The sequence below is a fragment of the Aureivirga marina genome (assembly GCF_015767265.1).
GTDB classification, from domain to species: Bacteria; Bacteroidota; Bacteroidia; order Flavobacteriales; family Flavobacteriaceae; genus Aureivirga; species Aureivirga marina.
This window is the reverse complement of sequence record NZ_JADPIB010000008.1, coordinates 141,053-165,786: the sequence shown is the minus strand read 5'-3', so window position 1 is coordinate 165,786 and position 24,734 is coordinate 141,053. Positions and strand designations below refer to the sequence as shown.

Genomic DNA, 24,734 nt, shown 5'->3' with positions numbered 1-24,734 from the left:
TTGATGAATACAAAAACGGAAGCGATAGTTTTACAAGCTATAAAGCATAAAGAAACAAGTCTGATTGTCAAATGTTATACAGAGAACTTTGGTAATCAGACTTACCTTTTAAAAGGAGTTTTAGGAAATAAAAAAGGAAAATTAAAAGCTGCATATTTTCAGCCACTTTCCATAATTGATATTGTAACTACAAACTCTAAAAATGGAGATATTCATTTTATAAAAGAGATTAATAATGTATATCATTATTCTTCAATTCATTCTACAATTATAAAACAATCTATTGCTATTTTTTTAGCAGAAACACTACTTTATTCTTTAAAGGAAGAAGAGAAAAATTCACCTCTTTTTGATTATATTAAAAATGCATTGCTATGGTTTGATACTCAAGAAAGAACAACCAACTTTCATTTAGTTTTTTTAGCAACTTTGACAAAATATTTAGGATTTTATCCTGATTTTACAGAAAATGATAAACCTTATTTTCATTTAAAAGAAGGAATTTTTGTTAACCAGTTTGATAATGAATGTATTGAAGCTGAAAATTTAACACTGTTTAAAAAAACTATAGGCACAAAATTTGATGCAGAATCTATGCAATTTTTCTCAAATAAAGAAAGACAAATGATTTTAGATACTTTGCTTCAATTTTATGAGTTTCATATTGCTAATTTTAGAAAACCCAAATCTATAGATATTTTAAAATCTGTTTTTCTATGAAATTAAGATTATTATTTATTTTATTTTTTATTCAAATATCTGTTTTTGCTCAGAAAATAAGAGTTTATGAGTCAGGAACATTAACTCCAATTGAACATGTAGATATCTATAATACTGATGGAACTATTTATGTGTATACAAATGAAAAAGGGTACGCAGATATTAGTGAATTTAAAAAAACGGATACACTTTATTTCAACCATTTAAATTTTAAAGATTTTCAAATTCAAAAAAAGGAAATCAACTTACATAATCCAGCTATATTTCTAAATAAAAAATCAGAGCAATTAAATGAAATTATTTTATCTGCTTCTAGAGGAAAATTAAGTAGAGATGAAGTTGCCGAGCAAGTTGTTGTTGCAACAAAATATGAAATTGAGAGATTAACACCACAATCTACTGCGGATTTATTAGATAAATTACCTGGTGTAAAAGTTCAAAAATCACAATTTGGTGGAGGAAGCCCTGTAATTCGTGGGTTAGAAGCTAATAGAGTTTTACTTGTTGTTGATGGTGTTCGTTTAAACAATGCAATTTATAGAACTGGACATTTACAGAATTCAATCACTGTTGCTCCTTCTGTTTTAGAAAGAACAGAAATTTTATTCGGTCCTTCTTCCGTACTTTACGGATCTGATGCTTTAGGTGGTGTTGTTCATTATTACACGAAAAAACCGAAAACATCAACAACTCCAAAATTTAATCTAGGTGTTTTTTCTAGATATGGTTCCGTAAATGATGAATTTACAAATCATGCAAATTTCGAATTTCGACAAAAGAATTTTGCCACTTTCACAAGTTTTACACATAGTAAATTTGGAGATTTAAAAATGGGAAAACAAAGAAATCATGGATTTGATGATTGGGGAAAAGTATTTGAATATTCTGATAATACGGATTCTTTTTATAACTCAAATGCTGCAATTAATTCCGATCCAAATGTGCAAAAAAACACAGGATATTCTCAAACTGATTTTCTTCAAAAAGTCTTTGTTCCTTTTTCTGAAAGAACAAATGTGACCTTAAATATTCAGTATTCTGAATCTTCTGATATTCCTCGTTTCGATAAATTAACGGAATATAAAGATGGAGATTTAAAATTTGCAGAATGGTATTACGGACCTCAAAAACGTTTTCTTTCTGCTTTACAATTTGAAATTACACCTGAAAAAGAATATATGAAAAGTGGAATTATCACTTTAGCTTATCAAAATATTCAAGAATCAAGAGTTCAAAGAAAATTTACGAGTTTAAAAAGATCTTATAGAGATGAAAATGTAGATGTTTTTAGCTTAAATGGAGATTTTTTCATTCCTCTTTTTAATTCAAAAGAACAAAATTTAGCTTATGGATTTGAATTAACTTATAATGATGTAGATTCAGATTCTTACGGAAAAACATTAGAAGTTTTAGGAAACTCAATTATTGGGTTTGGTGATAATTTTGTTGTACAATCTAGATATCCTGATGGTGGAAGTTCATATTCTACAGCAGCTTTATATTTAGATTATAGAAAAGATTTTAATCAAAAATCTACATTAAACACTGGTGTTCGCTACACAGGAACTCGTTTAACTGCAAAATGGGATGATGAAACTTATATCCAATTACCAGATAATGATATCACACTTAAAAATGGTGCTCTAACTGCAACTGTTGGATATGTTTATAAACCTAAAGAAAACTTGCAAATCAATAGTAGAGTTTCTTCTGGATTTAGATCTCCAAATGTAGATGATGTTGGAAAAATTAGAGAAAAATCAGGTCGTGTAAGTGTTCCAAATGTGAATTTAAAACCAGAATATGCTTATACTGGAGAAGTAGGTTTATTAACACATTTAAAAAAGAAATCTATCACTCTTGGAGCAAATGTTTATTATACTTTGTTAGATGATTACATCACTAGAGAAGATTTTTCAATTAATGGAACTCCTACTATTTTATATGATGATGAGGACGTTGTAACTTATGCAAATGTGAATAAAGGAACTGCTTTCATCACAGGTGGAACCATCACTTTAGAAGGAATTGTTAAAGGAAACTGGAACACAAATGCTTCTTTAACTTATACAAAAGGAAAAACATACGATACAGACACGCCTTTATCTTCCATTCCACCGCTTTTCGGAAATATTGGTTTTGGTTATAATAATGGAAAATTAGATACTTCTTTAAATTGCAGATTTAATGCTAAAAAAGAAATTTCAGATTATAATTTAATTGAAGGAATTGACAATGTAGAACAAACTCCAATCGTTAATGCGGATGCAGAAGATGATATTGATAAATATTATGGTGCTCCAAGTTGGACAACATTTAATTTTTACTCAAAATATAAATTGACTAAAAATTTAGATTTACAATTTAATATCGAAAATATCTTCGATGTACATTATAAAGAATTTGCTTCTGGTGTGAGTTCACCTGGTCGAAACTTTGTTTTTAGCGCACATTTAAATATTTAAAAAGAAAGATTTTCACATAAAAATTTATGAAGCTATTTCCTCTAAAAGAAATAGCTTTTTTTATTTTAAAAAGCATAACTTTGGTTTGCATAATTAAAGTAATTATTAATTTTTAACGAAAATATGAATATGAAAAAAGTCCTATTTTTATTAGGAATTTTCCTAATTTCTCTTTCAACTTTTGCTCAAAAAGTAAATCTTGAATTAAACCTAGAAAAAGGTAAAACGTATTATCAAAATTCTGAAATAACTACGAATATTTCTCAAAATGTTCAAGGAACTGAAATCAAAATTGATGTTATTGCTTCTACAAAAATGGCTTATAAAGTTATAGATGAAGCGAAAGGAATTTATAGCATTGAATGTAGTTTTGATAATTTATCATCAGAAATAAAAACACCTCAAGGAAATGTTACTTTTTCTTCGGAAACTGAAAATCCTATCGATCCAAATTCTAAGTTTTATAATTTATTAAAAAAAGAAAGTTTCCAAATTCAAATTAGTAAAAAAGGAAAAATTATTTCAGTTAACAATTTAGAAGGAATTATTGATAGAGTTCTTGGAAAAGGAGAGTTTACAGAAATTGAAAAAAGCACATTAAAATCTTCTTTAGAAAGTAATTTTGGAAAAGATCAAATTAAAGGAAATTTACAGCTTTCTTTAGGAATTTATCCAGAAAATAAAACAAGAAAAGGAGATTCTTGGTCAAAAAGCCAAGTTTTAAAAACAACTTCTGATATTGATATAAATATCACATACACATTAGCAAATATTACTAAAGAATTAAATACAATTGATGCAAAAGGAGAATTAAAAACTGCTGAAAGCGATGAATTTATTCTTTCAAGTGGAGTATTTGTTAGACCTAATTTAGCTGGAACTTACGAAGCAACAATCAAATTAGATGCAAAAACTGGTTGGGTAAGTGAAATGACAGCAGTACAAAAATTAAGTGGAGAAACAGATGTAAAATATACAAAAGACGGTGAAATTGTGATGAAAATTCCAATTACAACGACAACAAATTCTAAAGTAACTGAATAATAAAAAAAGAGTCATTTTTATAAAAATGACTCTTTTTTTTGGTGTTATAAATTAAAAGAAACACCAATTGCTCCATTTGAGCCTAATTCGGTAAATACGGCAATTGTATTTGTTACAGCATATCTAGCAGCAATATGGAATCCGATATTAAATGTTTCTGATCCAATTGCTCCTAATTCTACTCCAGTGTATAAATCCCATTGTCTAGGAATTTCTAAATAACTTGCAAAGTGAAAATCTCCACGAGCGTAGATATAAAAATCTTCTTTATATTTCCCTCCCGTAATTAAAGACAATCCTCCTCCAATTGAAAAAGGTTCACTTAAACCGTAATCATAAGTAAGTTTTAAAGAATTTCTATTTCCTAAAGGGTTAACTCCTGCGGAAATTTTTTGATCTCCTCCTCCATTATAAGCTGTTTGTGAAAAAACAGTAGCTGAAAAAAGGAAAGCAAATAAAATAAGTACTTTCTTCATAAAATTCTAATTTTCGTCGCTATCAAATTTACTATCATGTATTTTTTGGTAACGCTTTTTTTGTATTAATTATTTTAAATGGAAATTACAGAATTGAAAATAATTTTATGATAAAATTTTAATAAAAAAATCAGATTATTTTAATTCATTGTAAATGATATCATAAGCCTGATTCTTCAACATTTTCTTGTCTTCACTGTCTAAATTGTTCGTTTCAATAAATGGCAAAATTTTCACTCTTAATTTACCTGGTTTTCCACTACAGAAGGTATAAGAAAATCTCTTTTTACAATCAAAAAAAACCATTGGAACAATTGGAATTTTATGATCGATAGCAATATTAAAAGCTCCTTTTTTAAATGGTGCAAGTACAATACTTTCATCATCAGGAACCATTCCTTCAGGAAAAATACAAATACTTCTTCCCATTTCAATTTTTTTCTGTGCGTCTTCAAAAGCTTTTTTTCTACTTTTCATATCCGAACGATCAACCAGAATATTTGTTCTTTTATAAAAGTATCCGAAAATAGGAAACTTTGCTAACTCTGCTTTTCCAATAAAAACAAACGGATTTGGAACAATACTCAACATAATCATGATGTCAATTATCGAAGTATGATTTGCAATAAAAATATAACTTTGATCTTTTTCTAATAACAATTTATGATTTGCTTCTACATGGAATCCCATCAACAGTATAATGGTTTTCGCCCAATATTTAGCAATTTTGAAAAAAGAAGGATACAACGATTCTTTCGAAGTCGTTATTAAAAGAATTGGTAATGCAACTAAAATTGTCACAATAAAAATAGTATAAAACCAAATTCTCCAAATGATGATTAAAATGTTTTTAAATAATTTCATTCCCTTTTTATTTCATATTTATTTCAAAGATATACGGATTTTTAGCTTTTACAACTTTTCAGTTCTGTTTAAATCAAAAAATCCTAAACAATTTTTGGATTAAAACTGCTTAGGATTCTTTCTTTATTTTAAAATAAAATTATAAAATCTGTTCTAAAATTTTCTGAGTAATTGCATAAGTTGGTGTCACTCCAGTTGTTCCTAATCCTCCAGAAGCTAAAGTGCTTCCTGTCTCTAATGGATTATCCGAAGCATAATAAGCGTATCTTACTTTTACATCTTTAGAAATTGTATGACGGATTTTAGAAGCTGCTTGAATCGCTTTTTGATAATGTGCTCCTTCCATTTCTAATCCAATCACTTTCCAAGTTGATTTAAAGAAAAATTCTAAAATATCTTTATTCTGAAGAGAAGTTCCTAAAACAGAAACCATCGCTCCATCATAAACTCCTAATCCAAATCCTTCTAAATCTTCTTTCTTTAATTCATTTTCAAATGGATAATTATCAGCTGTTCCTTCGAAAATATGTGAAGAAGGAATCATAATATCTCCTTTTCCTCCAACTAAAATTCCAGCTTTCCCCATAATTGAAACTGATTTTACATCTAAATAATGGATGTTTTCATTTTCACAATAATAAGGCTTCAATAATTCGTCCATTGTTTCGTAAGCTTGCTCACCAAAAGCATAATCCATTACAATAATAACTGGATTTTCTCCTTCTTTTAATGAGTTTTTCAACTTGAAATCTGTGTTTTTAAAATCGATTTTTGAAGTGTCGATAATTTGAACATTAATATTTGTTCCAGAACTATCTTTCAAATAAATCAATCCTTTTTTAGCTGCATATTCTTTCACTTTTTTAGAAAGATGCTCACTTTCTTTTAAGCTTAACAATTCGAATAATTTAATTCCTTCGTTTTGCTTTGCTTCTTTTGTTAAAACACTTTTTGCATATAAACAATTCATTACACTATGCATATTTGCACTGATAATGTGAATTGGTCTTTCTAATAAATCATTGTCTTTTAAAGTTTCTTTGATATTATCTGCCCAAATTTCACCGTAAATATGATGTCCAATTCGCTCACGCATCACAGGACTAAAAGAAATTGCTCTCTTCTCATTGTGCACAACTTCTCTAATTCCTAAATATCCTAACCAATAAATTAAATGGAAAAATCTATCTGGATTATCTTCTGTTGCTAAAGCTGAATGAATTTTTAAAGTTTCTTCAAAAGTTCTACCTAAAATAATTCCTAATAATGCTAAAATAACTTCTCTTTCTTTTTGGCTAATTTGAATATTATTTAAAACAATATTCTCTAATTTCTGCCACTCACGAGTTGTTTTTTCACCATTATCAATGATTACTCTATTACAAATTTTGTGTGATTCAATAAATAAAAATGTCAAGTGTGTCAAGATATCATAAATCTCAGAACGTCCTCTTGTCACTTCAATATTCATCTGATCAACATCAATTCTGTAACAATTTCTTCTTCTTTTTGGTGGAATAATTGTTTTAAAGTGTGATTTAGAATATCCTTCATCTGCTGTTAAATTGATATATCTACACTCTTCAATTCCTTCTGGAAGCCTTTCAATAACATAAATAAGACCGTCTAATTCCACTTTTTCTTCAGCAATAGAACCATAAATTTCTGGTCTCAACATTAATAATGATTGTCTTAATGTTTCTCCAGAAACTCCCATTGGCTTATAAAATCCTCTATTGAACAGGTGACGCATTGTAATATAAATACGTTCAATTGCTCCTGATGATTCTTGCGCTCTTGTTCTTTCTTTTATTTTCTTCTTATCCATTGGCTTCCTCATTTTAGTAGTTTAAATTGGTACAAATATACAATTTTGATTAGCATAACTACTTTATATATAACTTATAAAAAAGATAATTTTATGTAAGCAATTTTACAATGAAAAATACCATCAATTTTTATAATTCACATAAGTTACATTATTAAGCATATCGATAATTTTATCTGTTGCTTTGTAATCATTAAAATTCTTTGAAGTATGAATTTCTGCAATAAAATTATCTTTTCCATTCGAAAATAAATATACATAAACAGCAAAATGAATATCCATCAAATCACCATTTACTTTCATATATAAAACTTTATTTCCATTCACCACTCGATGTTCCTCTATCACAACCTCAGCTTCATTATCTACAACTCGAATTTCTTCTAAAACATTTTTCTTCAATTCTTCTAAAGAAAGGCCATCTTCTGTTGCTAAAAAAGTTCCGAAAACATCTGTGTTATTAATCTTTGTTTTCCATATATATTCTGAAATTTGATCTGGATTATCATTAATTTCAAAAGCCCAAATCTTTGGATTAATATAAAAACCTAATTCTGGATTCTTTATACTTTTCACTAAAAAAGTTGCATCTTCAGCAACATAAAATTCTTCATCATTCAAATTAGTATAATTAATTCCATTAGAAGAATTATTCACATATTCCCAAGTTCCATCACTTTTTAAAAATACTTGTTTCCCATCTGTCGTTATCGCATTTTGTGAATATGAAATCACTGAAATGAATGCTAAAAAAATTGTAATTATCCCTCTCATCATCATCTTTAAATCATTAATAATTAAAATTCATCTTTTAAAATTACTTAATTCTATTAGTGATTTCCGTTAATATTATGATAGAGTTTTATTTAATTTATCATAAGAATTAAAGTAATAAAAACAAAAAAAGCCATAAAGTATTCAACTCTATGGCTTTTTAAAATTATGTTTTTTTATTATTCTAAATTCAAAATAATAAATTCTACTCTTCTATTTTCAGCTCTTCCTTTTCTTGTAGTATTTGGTGCAATTGGCTTTGTTTCTCCAAATCCTTTTACTTCTAATCTACTTTCTTCAATACCATTTTCTACCAAAAATTGTTTTACTCCTTCTGCTCTATTTAAAGATAATTTCATGTTGTAAGAAGCCGAACCTAAATTATCCGTATTTCCTTGAATTAGAAATCTTGCTTCTTTATAATGCTTCATCCATGTTATAATTTCATCTAATTCTTTTGATTTTCTTGGAATAAATTGATCTTTATCTAAATCAAACTTAATCGATTTTGCAGCCAATTGAAGTTTATTTAAAGCTTCTTGCGAAATAATTTCTTTTGGACATCCTCCTTCTTCTGCAACTCCAGCTTTATTTGGACATTTATCATCTTTATCTTGAACTCCATCACCATCTGAATCTACAAACGGACATCCTCCGTTTTCTTTTGAACCAGCTTTTTCTGGACAACCATCTTCTGCATCTAAAACTCCATCGTTATCTTTATCTGGGCATCCTTTTGCTTTTTTATCTCCTTTTAATTTTGGACATTTATCTTTCTTGTCTACAACTCCATCTCCATCCGAATCTGGACATCCTCCATTTCTCTTATCTCCTTTTTCTAAAGGACAACCATCATTTCTATCTGGAACTCCATCACCATCTGAATCTGGACACCCATTAAATCTTTTTTCTCCTTTAATTAATGGACATTTATCGTCTTTATCTTTTACTCCATCTTTATCTTTATCAGAAGGACCAAAACGATATGCAATTCCTATACTATGTTGAAAGTGTCTTAAAACTTTATCTTGATTTGCTGTACGTTTATATTCTGTCTGAATATTTAATCCGTATTGTTCAAAAATCCAAATATTAAATCCTGCTTCACCATCATATAAGAAACTTGTCTTATTATCCATTCCTGCCATACCGATTTTTAATCCTAAATAAGGATCAAACCAACCATTTTTTCCAAAAAATCCCTCTTTTCCAAAAATATGACTTAATCCATATTTCGCTCCTCCAGTAAATGATAAATAAGGAACATCTTGTCCTTGAACTTTTTCAGAACCAAATCTATCTATCGAATTTAATGACATATCAACTTCTGGAATAATTCCATATTTTAAATAATATGATAAATTCACTCGAAAAGATGTAGGATGAAAATTGTAATGTTTTGTGTTAAAAAACTGATTAAATCTACCATTTCCTGTAGAACCCGCAGAATTAAAATCAATCGCATTATAACCTGCTGATAAATACCATCTGTATTTTGAATTTTGAGCAGATACCTCTTTTATACATAGCAAAAATGTAAAAGCTATTAAAGCTTTTAAAACCCATTTGTTCTTTTTCATTTTTTTACTCTTTTGAAATTTTCCTCAAATCTATAAAAAATGTTCACAAACAGACATAAAAAAACAGCTAATAAATCTATTAGCTGTTTTTAATGTTTTATAAAAGAAAATATTAAACTACTTTTAATAAGAAATAATTTCTTCTACCTCTTTGTAAAAGCACATATTTATCAGCAATTAAATCTTTTGTTTCAATAACAAAATCTTCACCTACCTTTTCTTTATTAACTGAAATTGAATTCTCTTTTAAAGCTCTACGAACTTCTTTATTCGATTTTAAAAATCCGTTTTCTGCAAATGCTGCAACAATATCAATTCCAGATTCGATAGCTTCTTTTGAAACTTCTGCTTGAGGAACTCCACTAAATACATCTAAGAATGTTTGCTCTCCAAGTGAATTTAACTCTTCTGAAGTTGCTTTTCCAAATAAGATTCCTGAAGCTTTTAAAGCATTTTCATAATCTTCTCTAGAATGCACCATACAAGTTACTTCCTCTCCGATTTTCTTTTGTAAAATTCTTAAATGTGGAGCTTCCTTATGCTCTTCAATTAATTTTTCAATTGTTTCTCTATCTAAGAAAGTAAATTTCTTGATATAATTTTCTGCATCTTCATCAGAAGCATTTAACCAGAATTGGTAGAATTTATAAGGTGAAGTTAATTCTTTATCTAACCAAACGTTTCCTCCTTCTGATTTTCCGAACTTTGTTCCGTCTGCTTTTGTAATCAAAGGACAAGTTAATGCATATGCTTTTCCTTGTGCTTTTCTACGGATTAATTCTGTTCCAGTAGTGATATTTCCCCACTGATCAGAACCTCCCATTTGAAGCAAACAATTTTTCTCTTTATATAAATAATAGAAGTCGTAACCTTGGAATAATTGATAAGTAAATTCTGTAAATGACATTCCTACATTCGACTCAGAACCTAATCGTTTCTTTACCGAATCTTTCGCCATCATATAATTTACAGTTAAATGTTTTCCGATATCTCTAACAAAATCAATAAGTGAAATATCTTTCATCCAATCATAATTGTTTACAAGTTCCGCAGCATTTTCTGCATCACTATTAAAATCTAAAAAGCGCTCTAAAGTTCTCTTTAAACCTGCAACATTACGATTTAATGTTTCTTCGTCTAATAAATTTCTCTCATTAGACTTCCCTGAAGGGTCACCAATCATCCCAGTCGCTCCTCCAACTAAAGCTAAAGGTTTATGTCCTGCCTTCTGGAAATGCATCAAAATGATAATCGGAATTAAACTTCCGATATGCAATGATTCCGCAGTAGGATCAAAACCAATATAACCTGTAGTTACTCCTTTAGTTAGAAGCTCTTCCGTATCAGGCATGATGTCGTGCAACATTCCCCTCCAACGTAATTCTTCAACAAAGTTAGTATTCATATTTATATAAAAATTAAATTCAAAAATTAGTAGAATCTATATTTGGGCGTTTCCTTCTCCTTCGGTTTCCTCAGGAATCAGGTCGGGCTTTCCGCTATATCTTTTGCTGCAAATCTGCAAGCAGCAAAAGGATGCCGCTGCAATCCCTAACGCATTCATTTCAATGAAATAGAAATAAAATTCAAATAGATTTCTTAAATTGTATAGCAAAGATAAAAATCCATTTATATTTAAGTATCATTCTAGAATAATTCTTTACTTTCGTTGCATGATTTTAGTTACAGGAGGCACAGGAATGGTTGGAGCGCATTTATTATATCATCTAGCGCTTGAAAACGAACAAATAATTGCGATTTATAGAAATGAATCAAAATTAAAAGCTGTAGAAAATGTTTTTTCTTACTATACTGAAAATACAAATTCACTTTTCAAAAAAATCATTTGGGAAAAAGCAGATATTGAAGATACCATTTCTTTAGAAGAACTTTTCCAAAAACACAAAATGACAGAAGTTTATCACGCTGCTGCATTGGTTTCTTTCAATCCAAAAGATTATAAAAAAATGCGTCAAGCAAATATTCAAGGAACCATGAATATTGTAAATTTCTGTATCGATTTTCATGTAAAAAAACTTTGTTATGTCAGTTCTGTAGCGACTTTGAGTAAAAAAGTAAATCAAGATTTCTTAGATGAATCCTGCGATTGGAATCCTGAAGAAAAAAATTATGGTTATGCAATTTCCAAATATGGTGCTGAAATGGAAGTTTGGCGGGGAACACAAGAAGGATTAAATGCTGTAATTGTAAATCCAGGAGTTATTCTTGGATCTGGTTTTTGGAAAACTGGAACAGGAGATATTTTTTCCAAAGTTTATAAAGGATTTCCATATTACACAGAAGGAATCACTGGATTTGTTGGAGTGAAAGACACCGTAAAAGCAATGATTCAGTTGATGAAATCAGATATAAAAAATGAAAGATTCGTTTTAGTTTCTGAAAATATTTCTTTCAAAGACTTGTTCTTTTCTATCGCAGAAAACTTTAAAAAGAAAAAACCATATAAAAATGTTTCTGAGAGCAGCATGAAATTTATGGCTATTTTTGATAAAATTCGCTGTTTACTTACAAACGGAAAACCTCTTTTAACAGAACAATCTGTAAAATCTGCACATTCTAAGACTTATTATAGCTCTGATAAAATAAAACAAGAATTATCCTTTGATTTTGAGCCAATTTCAACAACAATTTCCGAAATTTGCATAGATTTTAATCGAGATAAATAATTCAAGAATTAATGGAGTGTAAAATTTTGATTTTAGATTTGGATGGAGTTTTGATTACAACTCCTCCATGGAAACAAGATGAAATGGATTCAGATAATTATTCTAGATTTAATTCTAAATGTGTCCAAAATTTAAATCAACTTTTACAACAGTATCCTTTTGAAATTTGGTTAAGTTCTACTAGAAGAACTGTAAAAACTTTAGAAGAATTTAATACAATTTTTGCACATAGAAATATTGTCCAAACAATTCAAGGTTTTGTTCCTGAATATCCAAATTGTAAATCTCGAAAAGAAGAAATCGAACAATTTATTAAAGAAAATAATATAGAGAATTTTTTAATCCTTGATGATGATAAATCTTTACATTCTTTAAACTCTAATTTCAAAAATCATTTAGTTTTAACTGAACTTACATTGGGTTTTAATAAAGAAAAGTTAGGAGAAAGTCTAGAAATTTTGAATGATTAATTCTCTTTTCAAAAAGTCATTCCATGACAACAAAAAAACCTGTTATCACATTTAAACAAATAAATGCATTGGCAATTCCTGCAATTATCGCTGGAATTGTAGAACCTCTTTTATCTATTACAGACACAGCAATTGTTGGAAATATCAAAATAAATTCGACCGAATCTTTAGCTGCTGTCGGAATTGCAGGTTCGTTGATTTCTGCTTTAATTTGGATTTTAGCACAATCTCGTTCAGCAATTTCAGCAACGATTGCAAGATATTATGGTGCAGAAAAATTAGAAGAAATTCATATTCTTCCTGCACAAGTTTTATCGATAAATCTGATTTTAAGTTTAATCGTTTATGTCATTTCCATCACTTTTGCAGAATCTATTTTTCGAATGTATAATGCAGAAGGATTACTTTTAAATTATACTATTCAATATTATAATATTCGAGCAATTGGTTTACCTTTTACACTTTTAACTTTCTCTATTTTCGGAGTTTTCAGAGGGTTACAAAACACCTTTTGGCCAATGGTTATCAGTATTATTGGAGCTGTTTTAAATGTTGGTTTAGATTATTTATTGGTTTTTGGTGTAGAAGGATTTATTGAACCAATGCACATTGAAGGAGCTGCAATTGCAAGTGTAATTGCTCAAATTACAATGTCTATTTTAGCTTTCTTTTTCATGCTTTGGAAAACACCATTTCGATTAAAATTAATTTTTCCTTTACACAAAGAAGTAAAACAAATTGTAATCATCACTATCAATTTATTCTTAAGAGCTTTGTCTTTAAATGTTGCACTTTACATGGCAAATGCTTATGCAACAAGTTATGGAGAAGCGCATATTGCAGCACAAACAATTGCTTTTCAGATTTGGTTATTTTTCGCCTTTTTTATTGATGGCTATTCCAGTGTTGGAAATATTGTTTCTGGAAAATTACTAGGTCAAGGAAATTTTAATGGATTGGCAGAATTAAGTAGAATTATAAGTAAATATGCTATTGTAATTTCTATTATTTTAGCAGTTCTATTTTTCGCTCTTTACAAACCAATTGGTGAAATGTTTACTGATGAAAAAGATGTCTTAAAATTGTTTTATGATGTTTTTTGGATTGTAATTTTAATGCAACCATTAAATGCAATTGCTTTTGTTTTTGATGGAATTTTTAAAGGAATGGCGGATGCTACAACTTTAAGAAATACTTTAATAATTGCAACATTTATTGGATTTGTTCCGACACTTTTATTAGGAGATTATTTCCAATATGAATTGTATGGAATTTGGTTAGCTTTCACGGTTTGGATGTTGTTTAGAGCAGGAATTTTAATCTGGAAATTCAAAACAAAAATTTTAACCCAAAATATAACCAACGAATGAATCAAGGTACGATTGAAACAATAATTGAAAATAAAATAGCAGCAGTTACATTTTTTCACCCAGCGAGTAATTCTTTTCCAAGTTATTTACTTGCAGAATTGGCGGAAACATTTAATCAATTAGATAAAAATGAAGAAATCAATGTAATTGTTTTAAAAAGTGCAAAAGAAAAAGCTTTTTGTGCAGGAGCATCTTTTGATGAGCTTTTAGCAATTGATAATTTAGAAGATGGAGGAAAATTCTTCATGGGATTTGCGAATGTAATTAATGCAATGCGTAAATGTTCTAAAATTATTATTGGAAGAATTCAAGGAAAAACTGTAGGTGGTGGAGTTGGATTGGCTGCTGCTTGTGATTATGCTTTTGCAACAGATGCTGCTTCAATTAAACTTTCAGAAATCACAATTGGAATTGGACCTTTTGTAATTGAGCCAGCTGTAGAAAGAAAAATCGGATTAGCAGCAACTTCAGAGCTTTCTTTAGATGCATCAAATTGGAGGAATGCAAAATGGGCAGCAGAAAAAGGATTATTTCAAGAAGTTTTTGAATCGATTGAAACAATGGATATTTCTGTACAAAAATTTGCAGAACGATTTACAAATTATAATCCAGAAGCATTAGCAGATTTGAAAAAAGTACTTTGGAAAAATACAGAAAATTGGGATAGTTTATTAGCGGAAAGAGCCGAAATAAGTGGTAAATTAGTCCTTTCTAATTTCACGAAAGAAGCACTTTCAAAATTTAAAAAATAAAACATGTTAGCAACAATCATCACTTTACTACAAGAAGTTCCAAAAATTGAAGAGAAAATAAAAAACGCTCCAGATTCAAGATATGAAATTGGAGTTACAATTGGTGCTTATATTCCTTATGTAATATTGATTATCTTTGCATACGTCATTTATTATTTAATGAAGAAAAGAAAAGACCTAGATAAATAATTATGAGTACAATTCGAATTACAAAGCAGTTTGATTTTGAAGCAGGGCATGCTTTATTTGGTTATGATGGAAAATGTAAGAATGTACATGGACATAGCTATAAATTATCTGTTACAGTAATTGGAAAGCCAATTACAGATATGGATAATGTAAAATGTGGAATGGTAATCGATTTTGGAGATTTGAAAAAAATCGTGAAACAAGAAATTGTTGACAAATTCGATCATGCAACTGTTTTTAATAAAAATACCCCACATATTGAACTTGCAAATGAATTAAAAGCAAGAGGACATGATGTTCGTTTGGTAGATTATCAACCAACAAGTGAAATGATGTTGATTGATTTTGCAGAGAAAATTAAATCAAAATTACCAGAAAACATCAAACTTCATTCTTTAAAATTACAAGAAACTGGAACTTCTCATGCAGAGTGGTTTGCTTCAGATCAAGAATAAAAATATTGAAATAAACAATAAAAAAACCCAATTCTAAAATAACAGAATTGGGTTTTTAATATTTATATGGATTTTTCTAATATCCTACTTTTGTTCTAGTTCTTTTTAAAACTTCCGAAGCAACTTCTTTTGCTTTTTCAGCTCCAACAGCAAGAACTTTATCTAATTCTTCAAGATTTTCCATGAAGTAATTATACTTCTTACGAGGCTCTTCAAATTTTTCTAAAATCAATTCGTAGAAAGCTTGTTTTGCATGACCAAAACCGTAATTTCCTCCTTCATAATTTCCTCTCATTTCTGCAATTTGTTCTTCAGAAGCAACTAATTTATAAAGAGCAAAAAGATTACAAGTATCAGGATTTTTAGGATCTTCTAAAGGAGTACTATCTGTTTCAATTTTCATAATTTGTTTACGCAGTTTCTTTTCTGGTAAGAAAATATCAATGATGTTTCCTTTAGATTTACTCATTTTTCCACCATCTGTTCCTGGAACATACATTGTACTTTCTTGAATTTTTGCTTCAGGAAGTACAAATGTTTCTCCCATTTTATGATTAAAACGAGAAGCAACATCACGTGTCATTTCTAAATGTTGTAATTGATCCTTTCCTACTGGAACAATTTCAGCATCGTATAAAAGAATATCCGCAGCCATTAACATTGGATAAGTAAAAAGTCCTGCATTTACATCTTCCAATCTATCTGCTTTATCTTTGAAAGAATGTGCTAAAGTTAATCTTTGATATGGAAAGAAACAGCTTAAATACCAAGTAAGTTCAGTCGTTTCTGGGATATCACTCTGACGATAGAAAACTGTTTTTTCTGTGTCTAAACCAAAAGCAAGCCAAGTAGCAGCAGTGCTATAAGTGTTTTGACGTAAAGTTTCTCCATCTTTGATTTGTGTTAAAGAGTGCATATCTGCAATAAACAAAAAAGATTCATTTTTTGGATCATTTGCCATTTCAATTGCTGGCATAATTGCTCCTAAAATGTTACCTAAATGTGGCGTTCCTGTACTCTGAACTCCTGTTAATATTCTTGACATTTCTTATTATTTTAATAAAAACAAAAATACATAATAAGTTTTCAATTTTTCAAGTGAATTTTTAAATTCATATACATAAGATTTTTATGTATAAGAAAATTATGTATATTTGAACAAAAGAAAAACCATGTCAAATCAAAAATTATATAAAGGCTCTTTACAAACCATTATTTTGAAACTCTTAGAAAGTGAAGGAAAAATGTATGGTTATGAAATCACACAAAAAGTAAAGGAAATTACGCAAGGAGATTTAAAAATTACAGAAGGAGCATTATATCCAGCTTTACACAAATTAGAATCTGAAGAATTATTGGAATCTGAAGTGCAAATGATTGGGAACAGACCAAGAAAATACTATAAATTGACAGAAAAAGGAACGAAAGAAACAGTAAATCGATTGAGTGATTTAGCTTCTTTTATTCAAAATATGGAAATCTTATTAAAAACAAAATTGACTTAATATGAAATTGACAGAAAAAGAGATTGAAAATTTATTTGAATTTACAGAAAAACATTATGTCGAATATTACGATTTACAACTGGAATTAGTAGATCATATGGCAAATGATATTGAGCAAATTTTGGAGGAAAATCCGAAATTAACTTTTGATGAAGCAAGAGAAAAAGCATTTAAAAAGTTTGGAGTTTTAGGATTTTCAGAAATTGTAGAACAAAGACGAAAATTTATGTTTAAAGAATATTTTAAAATTGCTTCAAAAGTATTTTTTAATCATTTTAAATTTCCAAAAATTTTCCAATCCCTATTTCTATTGAGTTGTTTGTTTTTAACCTTTCAAAACATTTCATTTTCAATAATTTTTCGGGCTTTTGCAATTATTTATTTTGTTTATGCAATCTATACGATTCTTCAAATTTTTAAGTATAATCGTTTTAAAAAGAAAGGAAAGAAAAAATTACTTTTTCAAGAGATTATTTTCAGATTAAAGTTCTTTGAAACTGGAGTTTTAGGAACTATTCCGATGGTACAAATCTTTTTAGATTCAGAAGGTTTGGCTAAACTGAATCATACTTCTTCTAATATTTATCTTACCATTGGTTTTACAGTTTTTACTTTTCTTTTTGTTCTAATTAAGTATATTTTGAGTTTTGAAATTCCAAAAAAAGAAGATGAAATTTTAAAGAAAAAATATCCATATTATCGATTAATAAAATAAAAAAACTATGAAAAAAGAATTGACAAAAGAACAAATTGATGTGTTGTATGAATTTGTGGAAAAACAAGGAAAAGTACCATATTTTGATGTGCAAATTGAAATTGTAGATCATTTAGCAAATGACATTGAAATGCAATTAGAAGAAGATGAAAATATGGATTTTAATAAAGCTTTCAGAAATGCATTTAAGAAGTTTGGACTTTCAGGATTTCAAAAATTGATTGATGAAAATCAAAGAAGATTACAAAAAGAATATGGTAAACTGTTATGGAAATGGTTTTTAAAATATTTTACCTTTCCAAGAATCATGAAATCACTGTTTATTTTTGTTTTCATTTTCAGTTTATTGTTTCATTTTAAAGAAACTTTTGACTTACAAATGATTAATATAGTTTTCTTGGTATTTTTTGGAGTGATGTTTTTAATTAAAATTATTAGAGATAAATTTCAATTTCAAAAATCTAAAAAATGGTTGTTAAAAGAAGTTTTAAAAGGAAATAATCAATATACTTCATTTACATTGAATATGATTTATATGTTTACAATTTTCACAGAAGTTAGTGAATTTAAGAATCTTTTTCAAGTATTTATTGTTTCATTGATTTATACAATTTCATTTATTTTATTTGATATTATTTTCAGAGAAATTCCAAAACACTCTAATAAATTACTGAAAGAAAGATATTTAAATATTATCTCTTAAAAAACAGTTCAAAAATAGAATTAAAATCAGAAAGAATTAAAAATGTCAAATTCTTAATAAGTTTTAGATTTTGACATAAAAGATTTACTATTTGGGAATTATAGTTATTAAATTGGAAGTAAATTTTCTTTTTTATAATCATTCTAAATAAGTGTAAAATATAAAAATTGCTATAAATAGCAAAGTAGATGTCTTATCTTTGTTTCTTGTAAAAACATAATAAACAAAAATGAGCAGATTTTATTCTTCTTCAGTAGGACGAAAAGTGTTTATGGCACTTTCTGGTTTTTTTCTGTTGTTTTTCTTACTACAACATTTCTTAATTAACTTTTTATCTGTATTCAACAAACAAGCTTTCAATGATGCTTCAGATTTCATGGGAACAAATCCGTTTGTACAATACGCATTGCAACCTGTACTTTTCTTTGGTATCATTTACCATTTAATCATGGGAATGTACTTAGATGCAAAAAATAAAGGAGCTAGAAGTGTAAAGTATGCAAAAAACAACGCAGCAGCTAATGCTTCATGGATGTCAAGAAATATGATTATTACAGGTGTTATGATTTTATTATTCATCTGTTTACACATGGTTGACTTCTTTTTTCCAACAATCAAAGCACACTATATCACGCATGAGCATTTAGATTCATACGAAATGGTTGTTGCTAAATTCGCTAATCCTGTGTATGTTTTAATTTATGTAGTTGCTTTTGTTTTCTTAGCATTACATTTATTACACGGATTCCAATCAGCATTCCAGTCAGTTGGTTTTAACAATAGAAAATATACACCAGCTATTAAAAAACTTGGAAATATTTATGCAATTGCAGTTCCTGTAGGATACATGTTTATTGCAGTTTTTCATTATATTAATTCTCTATAACGATAAGGTATTATGACAAAGTTAAATTCAAAAGTACCTACTGGTGTACCATTGAAGGATAAGTGGATACATCATAAAGATAAGATCGATTTGGTAAACCCTGCCAATAAAAGAAATATTGATGTTATTGTAATTGGAACAGGTTTAGCTGGAGGTTCTGCTTCTGCAACTTTAGCTGAATTAGGATACAATGTAAAAGCATTTGCTTACCAAGATTCACCTCGTAGAGCGCACTCTATTGCAGCACAAGGGGGAATCAACGCAGCAAAAAACTATCAAGGAGATGGTGATTCTAGCTACAGATTATTTTATGATACTGTAAAAGGAGGAGATTACCGTTCTCGTGAAGCTAACGTATATCGTTTAGCAGAAGTTTCTGCAAATATTATTGACCAATGTGTAGCTCAAGGTGTACCATTTGCTCGTGATTATGGAGGATTATTAGATAACAGATCTTTCGGAGGAGTATTAGTATCAAGAACTTTCTACGCAAAAGGACAAACTGGACAACAGCTTTTATTAGGTGCATATTCTGCAATGAACCGTCAAATTGCTCGTGGTAAAATCGAGATGCACAACAGACATGAAATGTTAGATGTTGTTCTTGTTGATGGAAAAGCTCGTGGAATTATTGCAAGAAACCTTGTAACTGGAGAAATCGAAAGACATTCTGCTCACGCAGTTGTTATTGCATCTGGAGGATATGGAAATGTTTATTTCTTATCTACAAATGCAATGGGTTCTAATGCTACAGCAGCTTGGAAAGCTCACAAAAAAGGAGCTTACTTTGCAAACCCATGTTTTACACAAATTCACCCAACTTGTATTCCTAGATCAGGAGATTACCAATCAAAATTGACGTTAATGTCTGAGTCATTACGTAATGATGGTAGAATTTGGGTACCAAAGAAAATGGAAGATGTTCATGCAATTCGTGAAAAAAGGTTAAAACCTACTGAAATTGCAGAAGAAGATAGAGATTATTACTTAGAAAGAAGATATCCAGCATTCGGAAACTTAGTACCTCGTGATGTTGCCTCAAGAGCAGCAAAAGAGCGATGTGATGCTGGTTATGGAGTAAATAAAACTGGTGAAGCTGTTTATTTAGATTTCCAATCTGCAATTGTACGTTATGGAAAAGAGCAAGCTAATATCCATGGAATTCACAATCCATCTCATGCAAAAATCGTTGAATTAGGAAAGAAAATCGTAGAAGAAAAATACGGTAACTTATTCCAAATGTATGAGAAAATTGTTGATGACAACCCATATGAAACTCCAATGATGATTTACCCTGCAACTCACTATACAATGGGAGGACTTTGGGTTGATTATAACTTAATGACAACTGTAGAAGGATTATACGCAATTGGAGAAGCAAACTTCTCTGATCACGGAGCAAACAGACTTGGAGCTTCTGCCTTAATGCAAGGTTTAGCAGATGGTTATTTTGTACTTCCTTATACAATCGGAGATTATTTATCTGATGATATTCGTACAGGTGAAATTTCTACACAAACAAGAGAATTCGAAGAAGCTGAAAAAGCTGTTCGTGATAGAATCGATTTCTTCTTAAACAATGATGGAGCACATTCAGTTGATTATTACCACAAGAAATTAGGAAAAATCATGTGGGATAAAGTAGGAATGGCACGTAACGCTAAAGGTTTAGATGAAGCGATGAAAGAAATCAAAGAATTAAGAGAAGATTTCTGGAAAAACGTAAAAGTTCCTGGTGATGGTCATGAAATGAATCCTGAATTAGAAAAGGCAGGAAGAGTTGCTGACTTCTTAGAATTAGGAGAATTATTTGCTCGTGATGCTTACGAACGTAAAGAATCTTGTGGAGGTCATTTCCGTGAAGAATATGTAACTGAAGATGGAGAAGCAAAACGTGATGATGTAAACTTTGCTTATGTTTCTGCATGGGAATTCACTGGACAACCAAGCGAAGCTGTTCTTCACAAAGAGCAATTAGAATTTAAAGATATTGAATTAAAAACTCGTTCATATAAATAGTATTATTATGAATCTTACACTAAAAATATGGCGCCAAAAAAACTCTCAAGCTGAGGGTCAAATGGTAGAATATAAAGTGACTGATATTTCGGAACATATGTCATTCCTAGAAATGATGGATGTATTAAACGAGCAATTAGTTAATAAAGGAGAAGAACCTGTTGCATTTGATCACGATTGTCGTGAAGGTATTTGTGGAATGTGTTCTATGTTTATTAATGGTGAAGCTCATGGTCCAGATAGAGGAGTTACAACTTGTCAGTTACACATGAGAATGTTTAACGATGGAGATACTATTTATATCGAACCTTTCAGAGCTAAAGCTTTCCCTGTAATCAAAGATTTAGTTGTAGATCGTACTGCTTTTGAAAGAATTCAACAAGCTGGAGGATATATTTCAGTAAATACATCAGGAAACACACAAGATGCTAATGCAACTTTAATTTCTAAAGAAGATGCAGATTTATCTATGGATGCTGCAACTTGTATCGGATGTGGAGCTTGTGTTGCAACATGTAAAAATGCTTCTGCAATGCTATTTGTAGGTGCTAAAGTATCTCAATATGCTTTATTACCACAAGGACAAATTGAAGCTTCTGAACGTGTTCAAAACATGGTAAAACAAATGGATGAAGAAGGATTTGGAAACTGTACAAACACAGGTGCTTGTGAAGTAGAGTGTCCTAAAGGAATTTCTTTAGAAAACATTGCAAGGATGAATAGAGAATTAATTAAAGCTAGTGTTTAATCACTTATTAATTGATTTTTAAAATACTAAAAAGCCTGATTTTCACTTGAAATCAGGCTTTTTTTATTAATATAAATTCATAAAAAAAGCTCCTAGAATAATCTAAGAGCTTTCATTACTGTTTAAATATATATGGTTAGATGATAGCAACATTAACTGCTACCACTCCTTTGCGTCCTTCGCTTTCATCGTAACTTACTTTTTCGCCTCCTTCTAAAGAAGTACCTCTTTTTAAACCTGTAATGTGAACGAAAATGTCTTTTCCCGTTGTGTCAGAAGTAATAAATCCAAATCCTTTAGACTCATTAAAAAATTTAACTGTACCTGTCATTTTAAAATTTATAAATTATTAATAGTCAATTTAATACTTATTTACATAAATATCAAATTATTGTTATTCATTTTCCTTTGATGAAGAATTTCCTTCTTCTTTTTTATCTAAATCTTCCGGATTGGGGTTATGTCTAAAACTGTACTTAGTTAAATCTTTTCCTTGGTATCTATAATAAAGGAATAAAGGTATCAAAATAAATGCAATTCCTAGCATAGAAATTCCAATAACTACATCACTTTTTTCTATTCCATAATGTTGCATTGCAAACCCAACCGCTAAACCTATGGCAAATAGTAAGGTTAAAATCCAAATAATCGACTTCATTCTTTGAGGTTTTAATTTTTAATTGATGTTACTTCTATTAATTTTCGACGATAAACAGTTAATAATTTTGATTTAGAAATGAATCCCATGTATTTATTTTGTCTTACAACTGGTAAATTCCAAGCACTTGTATTTTGAAATTTCTGCATAATTTTCTCCATCGAATCTTCTTCAAAATCTATCACTGTCGGAGCATTTCGCATCACTTCTGAAACAAATACAGTTTCATACATTTCTGACTCAAACATTATACTGCGAATATCGTCTAAAAGAACGACACCTAAAAAATTTTCTTCTTCATCTATTACTGGAAAAATATTTCGACTACAATTTACCACTGCTTCATGAAGCATTTTTCCTAAACTCATTTCTGGATTAACTGGTACAAAATCATTTTCAATCAATTCTTCAATCTCCATCATCATCAACACATTTTTATCTTTATCATGTGTCATTAATTCACCTCTTTTGGCCAACTGCATTGTGTAAATTGAATGTGGAATAAAATATTTTGTACAGATATAAGAGATTGTTGCTGTAATCATTAATGGAATAAAAAGTTTGTATCCTCCTGTGATTTCTGCAATCAAGAAAATCGCTGTTAATGGTGCATGTAACATTCCTGCCATCACTCCTGCCATTCCAACTAAAGAAAAATTACTTGTAGAAGTTTGAATATTCAAAAATGGAATATTATTTAAAGCCAAAGAAAAAGCTTGTCCAATAGCACTTCCAACGAATAAAACAGGAGAAAATATTCCTCCAACTCCACCAGAAACAGTAGTTAAAGAAGTAGCAATTGCTTTAAAAATTACCAATCCAACTAAAAGACTAATCACTACCCAAATATTATCCAAATATGTATCGAATAAATTTGAACCTAAAGCTTGCATATAATCTTCTTCCAACAAACTATTGATAATCTGAAACCCTTCTCCATAAAGTGGTGGAATAATAAAAACCAAAATTCCAATAGAAATTCCTCCAATCAACAATCTTTTGACTTGTGTTTTCATTTTATCAAAAAGCGAATGCAAAAAGAAATGAATCCTTGTAAAATAGATACAAGTCAACGATGTAATAAATCCAAGTAAAATAAAATATGGTATATCTCTAAGCGTAAAAATATCTTTTAATTGAAAATGCAATAAAACTGTAGATCCAAAAAAGAAATGAGAAGTAATTACTGCAGCCGAAGAAGCCAATAAAAGCGGAACTAAAGAAACTAAAGTTAAATCTAAACTAAATACTTCTACTGCAAAAATAATCGCTGTAATTGGCGCTTTATAAATAGAAGACATTGCTCCTGCTGCTGCACAACCAATCAATAACATTCTTGTCGATTGTCCCATGTGTAATAATTTCGACAATCGTGTTCCGACAGAAGCTCCAGTTAAAATAGTTGGGCCTTCTAATCCAGCTGATCCACCAAAACCAACTGTCAATGGTGCAGTTATTAAATTGGAAAACATATATTTCTTGGGAAGAATCGATTTTCTTTTAGAAATCGCATAAAGAACAGTAGGAATTCCAAATCCTACATCCTTTTTAAAAATATATTTTACCACAAGAATCGTCAGTAAAATACCAATTAAAGGAAAGACAAAGTAAAAAACATGATGATAATAAACCACCAGATTTCCTTCTAAAATATATTTAATTAAATGCGTTAAATTCTTAATAATTACCGCAGCAATTCCAGAAAGAAATCCGATGATAAGACTCAATGCATAGACAAAATTTCTTTGCGAAATATTTTTATATCGCCAAATTAAAAAGCGTGTAAGAATATTTTTTTTCTGTCCTGGCATTGTAAATCACACATC

General features: G+C 29.4%; 25 protein-coding genes. 15 read left to right on the top strand and 10 right to left on the bottom strand.

Annotation, left to right across the window (positions count from 1 at the left end):
- Positions 1–3: 3 nt before the first annotated feature.
- The 3 genes from recO to I1A51_RS15645 all read left to right on the top strand — a co-directional run bounded on the left by recO (position 4) and on the right by I1A51_RS15645 (position 4,229).
- Positions 4–720 (top strand): DNA repair protein RecO, encoded by a 717-nt coding sequence (recO, locus tag I1A51_RS15655; protein ID WP_196895597.1) that lies wholly within the window; start codon positions 4–6, stop codon positions 718–720.
- A complete protein-coding gene (locus tag I1A51_RS15650) occupies positions 717–3,185 on the top strand; it encodes a TonB-dependent receptor plug domain-containing protein (protein WP_196895595.1) in 2,469 nt (822 codons plus the stop codon). The genes recO and I1A51_RS15650 overlap by 4 nt, the downstream gene beginning before the upstream one ends.
- 129 nt (positions 3,186–3,314) lie before the next feature.
- Positions 3,315–4,229, top strand: a complete 915-nt coding sequence (locus I1A51_RS15645; RefSeq protein WP_196895593.1) for a DUF6263 family protein — start codon at positions 3,315–3,317, stop codon at positions 4,227–4,229.
- 44 nt (positions 4,230–4,273) lie between these two features.
- Here I1A51_RS15645 and I1A51_RS15640 read toward each other — a convergent pair whose 3' ends face one another.
- From I1A51_RS15640 to tyrS, 6 genes are all read right to left on the bottom strand, one after another.
- On the bottom strand, positions 4,274–4,705 hold the full coding sequence (locus I1A51_RS15640; protein ID WP_196895591.1) for a hypothetical protein: 432 nt from the start codon (positions 4,703–4,705) through the stop codon (positions 4,274–4,276).
- A 135-nt stretch (positions 4,706–4,840) separates the two neighbouring features.
- Entirely contained in the window at positions 4,841–5,569 is a 729-nt protein-coding gene (locus tag I1A51_RS15635) for a lysophospholipid acyltransferase family protein (RefSeq protein ID WP_196895589.1), read from the bottom strand.
- Positions 5,570–5,708: 139 nt separating this feature from the next.
- Positions 5,709–7,397: a DUF6909 family protein gene (locus tag I1A51_RS15630; protein WP_196895587.1), complete on the bottom strand. Its 1,689-nt coding sequence runs from the start codon at positions 7,395–7,397 to the stop codon at positions 5,709–5,711.
- 123 nt (positions 7,398–7,520) lie between these two features.
- Positions 7,521–8,174: a hypothetical protein gene (locus tag I1A51_RS15625; protein WP_196895585.1), complete on the bottom strand. Its 654-nt coding sequence runs from the start codon at positions 8,172–8,174 to the stop codon at positions 7,521–7,523.
- A gap of 176 nt (positions 8,175–8,350) precedes the next feature.
- Positions 8,351–9,751, bottom strand: coding sequence for an OmpA family protein (locus I1A51_RS15620; RefSeq protein ID WP_196895583.1), 1,401 nt, complete (start codon positions 9,749–9,751; stop codon positions 8,351–8,353).
- A gap of 112 nt (positions 9,752–9,863) precedes the next feature.
- Positions 9,864–11,156: a tyrosine--tRNA ligase gene (gene tyrS, locus I1A51_RS15615; RefSeq protein ID WP_196895581.1), complete on the bottom strand. Its 1,293-nt coding sequence runs from the start codon at positions 11,154–11,156 to the stop codon at positions 9,864–9,866.
- A gap of 268 nt (positions 11,157–11,424) precedes the next feature.
- On the opposite strand from tyrS, the gene I1A51_RS15610 reads away from it, so the two are divergent.
- Genes I1A51_RS15610 through I1A51_RS15585 form a run of 6 tightly spaced genes read left to right on the top strand, consistent with a single transcriptional unit; the run spans position 11,425 to position 15,674 of the window.
- On the top strand, positions 11,425–12,438 hold the full coding sequence (locus I1A51_RS15610) for an NAD-dependent epimerase/dehydratase family protein (RefSeq protein ID WP_196895579.1): 1,014 nt from the start codon (positions 11,425–11,427) through the stop codon (positions 12,436–12,438).
- An 11-nt stretch (positions 12,439–12,449) separates the two neighbouring features.
- Positions 12,450–12,908, top strand: a complete 459-nt coding sequence (locus tag I1A51_RS15605; RefSeq protein WP_196895576.1) for an HAD domain-containing protein — start codon at positions 12,450–12,452, stop codon at positions 12,906–12,908.
- 23 nt (positions 12,909–12,931) lie between these two features.
- Positions 12,932–14,278 carry an MATE family efflux transporter gene (locus I1A51_RS15600; RefSeq protein ID WP_196895574.1) on the top strand — a complete coding sequence of 449 codons (1,347 nt, stop codon included), beginning with the start codon at positions 12,932–12,934 and terminating at the stop codon, positions 14,276–14,278.
- Positions 14,275–15,030 (top strand): enoyl-CoA hydratase/isomerase family protein, encoded by a 756-nt coding sequence (locus I1A51_RS15595; protein WP_196895572.1) that lies wholly within the window; start codon positions 14,275–14,277, stop codon positions 15,028–15,030. Before I1A51_RS15600 ends, I1A51_RS15595 begins: the two co-directional genes overlap by 4 nt.
- Positions 15,031–15,033: 3 nt before the next feature.
- Positions 15,034–15,219 (top strand): hypothetical protein, encoded by a 186-nt coding sequence (locus tag I1A51_RS15590; protein ID WP_196895570.1) that lies wholly within the window; start codon positions 15,034–15,036, stop codon positions 15,217–15,219.
- A 2-nt stretch (positions 15,220–15,221) separates the two neighbouring features.
- Complete coding sequence (locus I1A51_RS15585) at positions 15,222–15,674, top strand: 6-pyruvoyl trahydropterin synthase family protein (RefSeq protein WP_196895568.1); 453 nt, start codon at positions 15,222–15,224, stop codon at positions 15,672–15,674.
- Between the two features lie 76 nt (positions 15,675–15,750).
- Here the strand turns inward: I1A51_RS15585 and trpS are convergent, their stop codons facing one another.
- Positions 15,751–16,719 (bottom strand): tryptophan--tRNA ligase, encoded by a 969-nt coding sequence (trpS, locus tag I1A51_RS15580; protein WP_196895566.1) that lies wholly within the window; start codon positions 16,717–16,719, stop codon positions 15,751–15,753.
- A gap of 127 nt (positions 16,720–16,846) precedes the next feature.
- On the opposite strand from trpS, the gene I1A51_RS15575 reads away from it, so the two are divergent.
- From I1A51_RS15575 to I1A51_RS15550, 6 genes are all read left to right on the top strand, one after another.
- Positions 16,847–17,179 (top strand): PadR family transcriptional regulator, encoded by a 333-nt coding sequence (locus I1A51_RS15575; protein WP_196895564.1) that lies wholly within the window; start codon positions 16,847–16,849, stop codon positions 17,177–17,179.
- Between the two features lies 1 nt (position 17,180).
- Positions 17,181–17,894, top strand: a complete 714-nt coding sequence (locus tag I1A51_RS15570) for a hypothetical protein (RefSeq protein ID WP_196895562.1) — start codon at positions 17,181–17,183, stop codon at positions 17,892–17,894.
- Between the two features lie 7 nt (positions 17,895–17,901).
- Positions 17,902–18,597: a hypothetical protein gene (locus I1A51_RS15565; protein WP_196895560.1), complete on the top strand. Its 696-nt coding sequence runs from the start codon at positions 17,902–17,904 to the stop codon at positions 18,595–18,597.
- A 229-nt stretch (positions 18,598–18,826) separates the two neighbouring features.
- Positions 18,827–19,483, top strand: a complete 657-nt coding sequence (locus tag I1A51_RS15560) for a succinate dehydrogenase cytochrome b subunit (RefSeq protein WP_196895558.1) — start codon at positions 18,827–18,829, stop codon at positions 19,481–19,483.
- 12 nt (positions 19,484–19,495) lie between these two features.
- Positions 19,496–21,502, top strand: a complete 2,007-nt coding sequence (locus tag I1A51_RS15555; protein WP_196895556.1) for a fumarate reductase/succinate dehydrogenase flavoprotein subunit — start codon at positions 19,496–19,498, stop codon at positions 21,500–21,502.
- 7 nt (positions 21,503–21,509) lie between these two features.
- The gene (locus I1A51_RS15550; protein WP_196895554.1) at positions 21,510–22,250 is read left to right on the top strand and encodes a succinate dehydrogenase/fumarate reductase iron-sulfur subunit; all 741 of its coding nucleotides are present in this window, start codon (positions 21,510–21,512) and stop codon (positions 22,248–22,250) included.
- A 136-nt stretch (positions 22,251–22,386) separates the two neighbouring features.
- Here I1A51_RS15550 and I1A51_RS15545 read toward each other — a convergent pair whose 3' ends face one another.
- The 3 genes from I1A51_RS15545 to I1A51_RS15535 form a co-directional block, all read right to left on the bottom strand.
- The gene (locus I1A51_RS15545; RefSeq protein ID WP_196895552.1) at positions 22,387–22,581 is read right to left on the bottom strand and encodes a cold-shock protein; all 195 of its coding nucleotides are present in this window, start codon (positions 22,579–22,581) and stop codon (positions 22,387–22,389) included.
- Positions 22,582–22,644: 63 nt separating this feature from the next.
- The gene (locus tag I1A51_RS15540; RefSeq protein ID WP_196895550.1) at positions 22,645–22,908 is read right to left on the bottom strand and encodes a hypothetical protein; all 264 of its coding nucleotides are present in this window, start codon (positions 22,906–22,908) and stop codon (positions 22,645–22,647) included.
- A gap of 11 nt (positions 22,909–22,919) precedes the next feature.
- A complete protein-coding gene (locus tag I1A51_RS15535; RefSeq protein ID WP_196895548.1) occupies positions 22,920–24,719 on the bottom strand; it encodes a chloride channel protein in 1,800 nt (599 codons plus the stop codon).
- Positions 24,720–24,734: the final 15 nt, after the last annotated feature.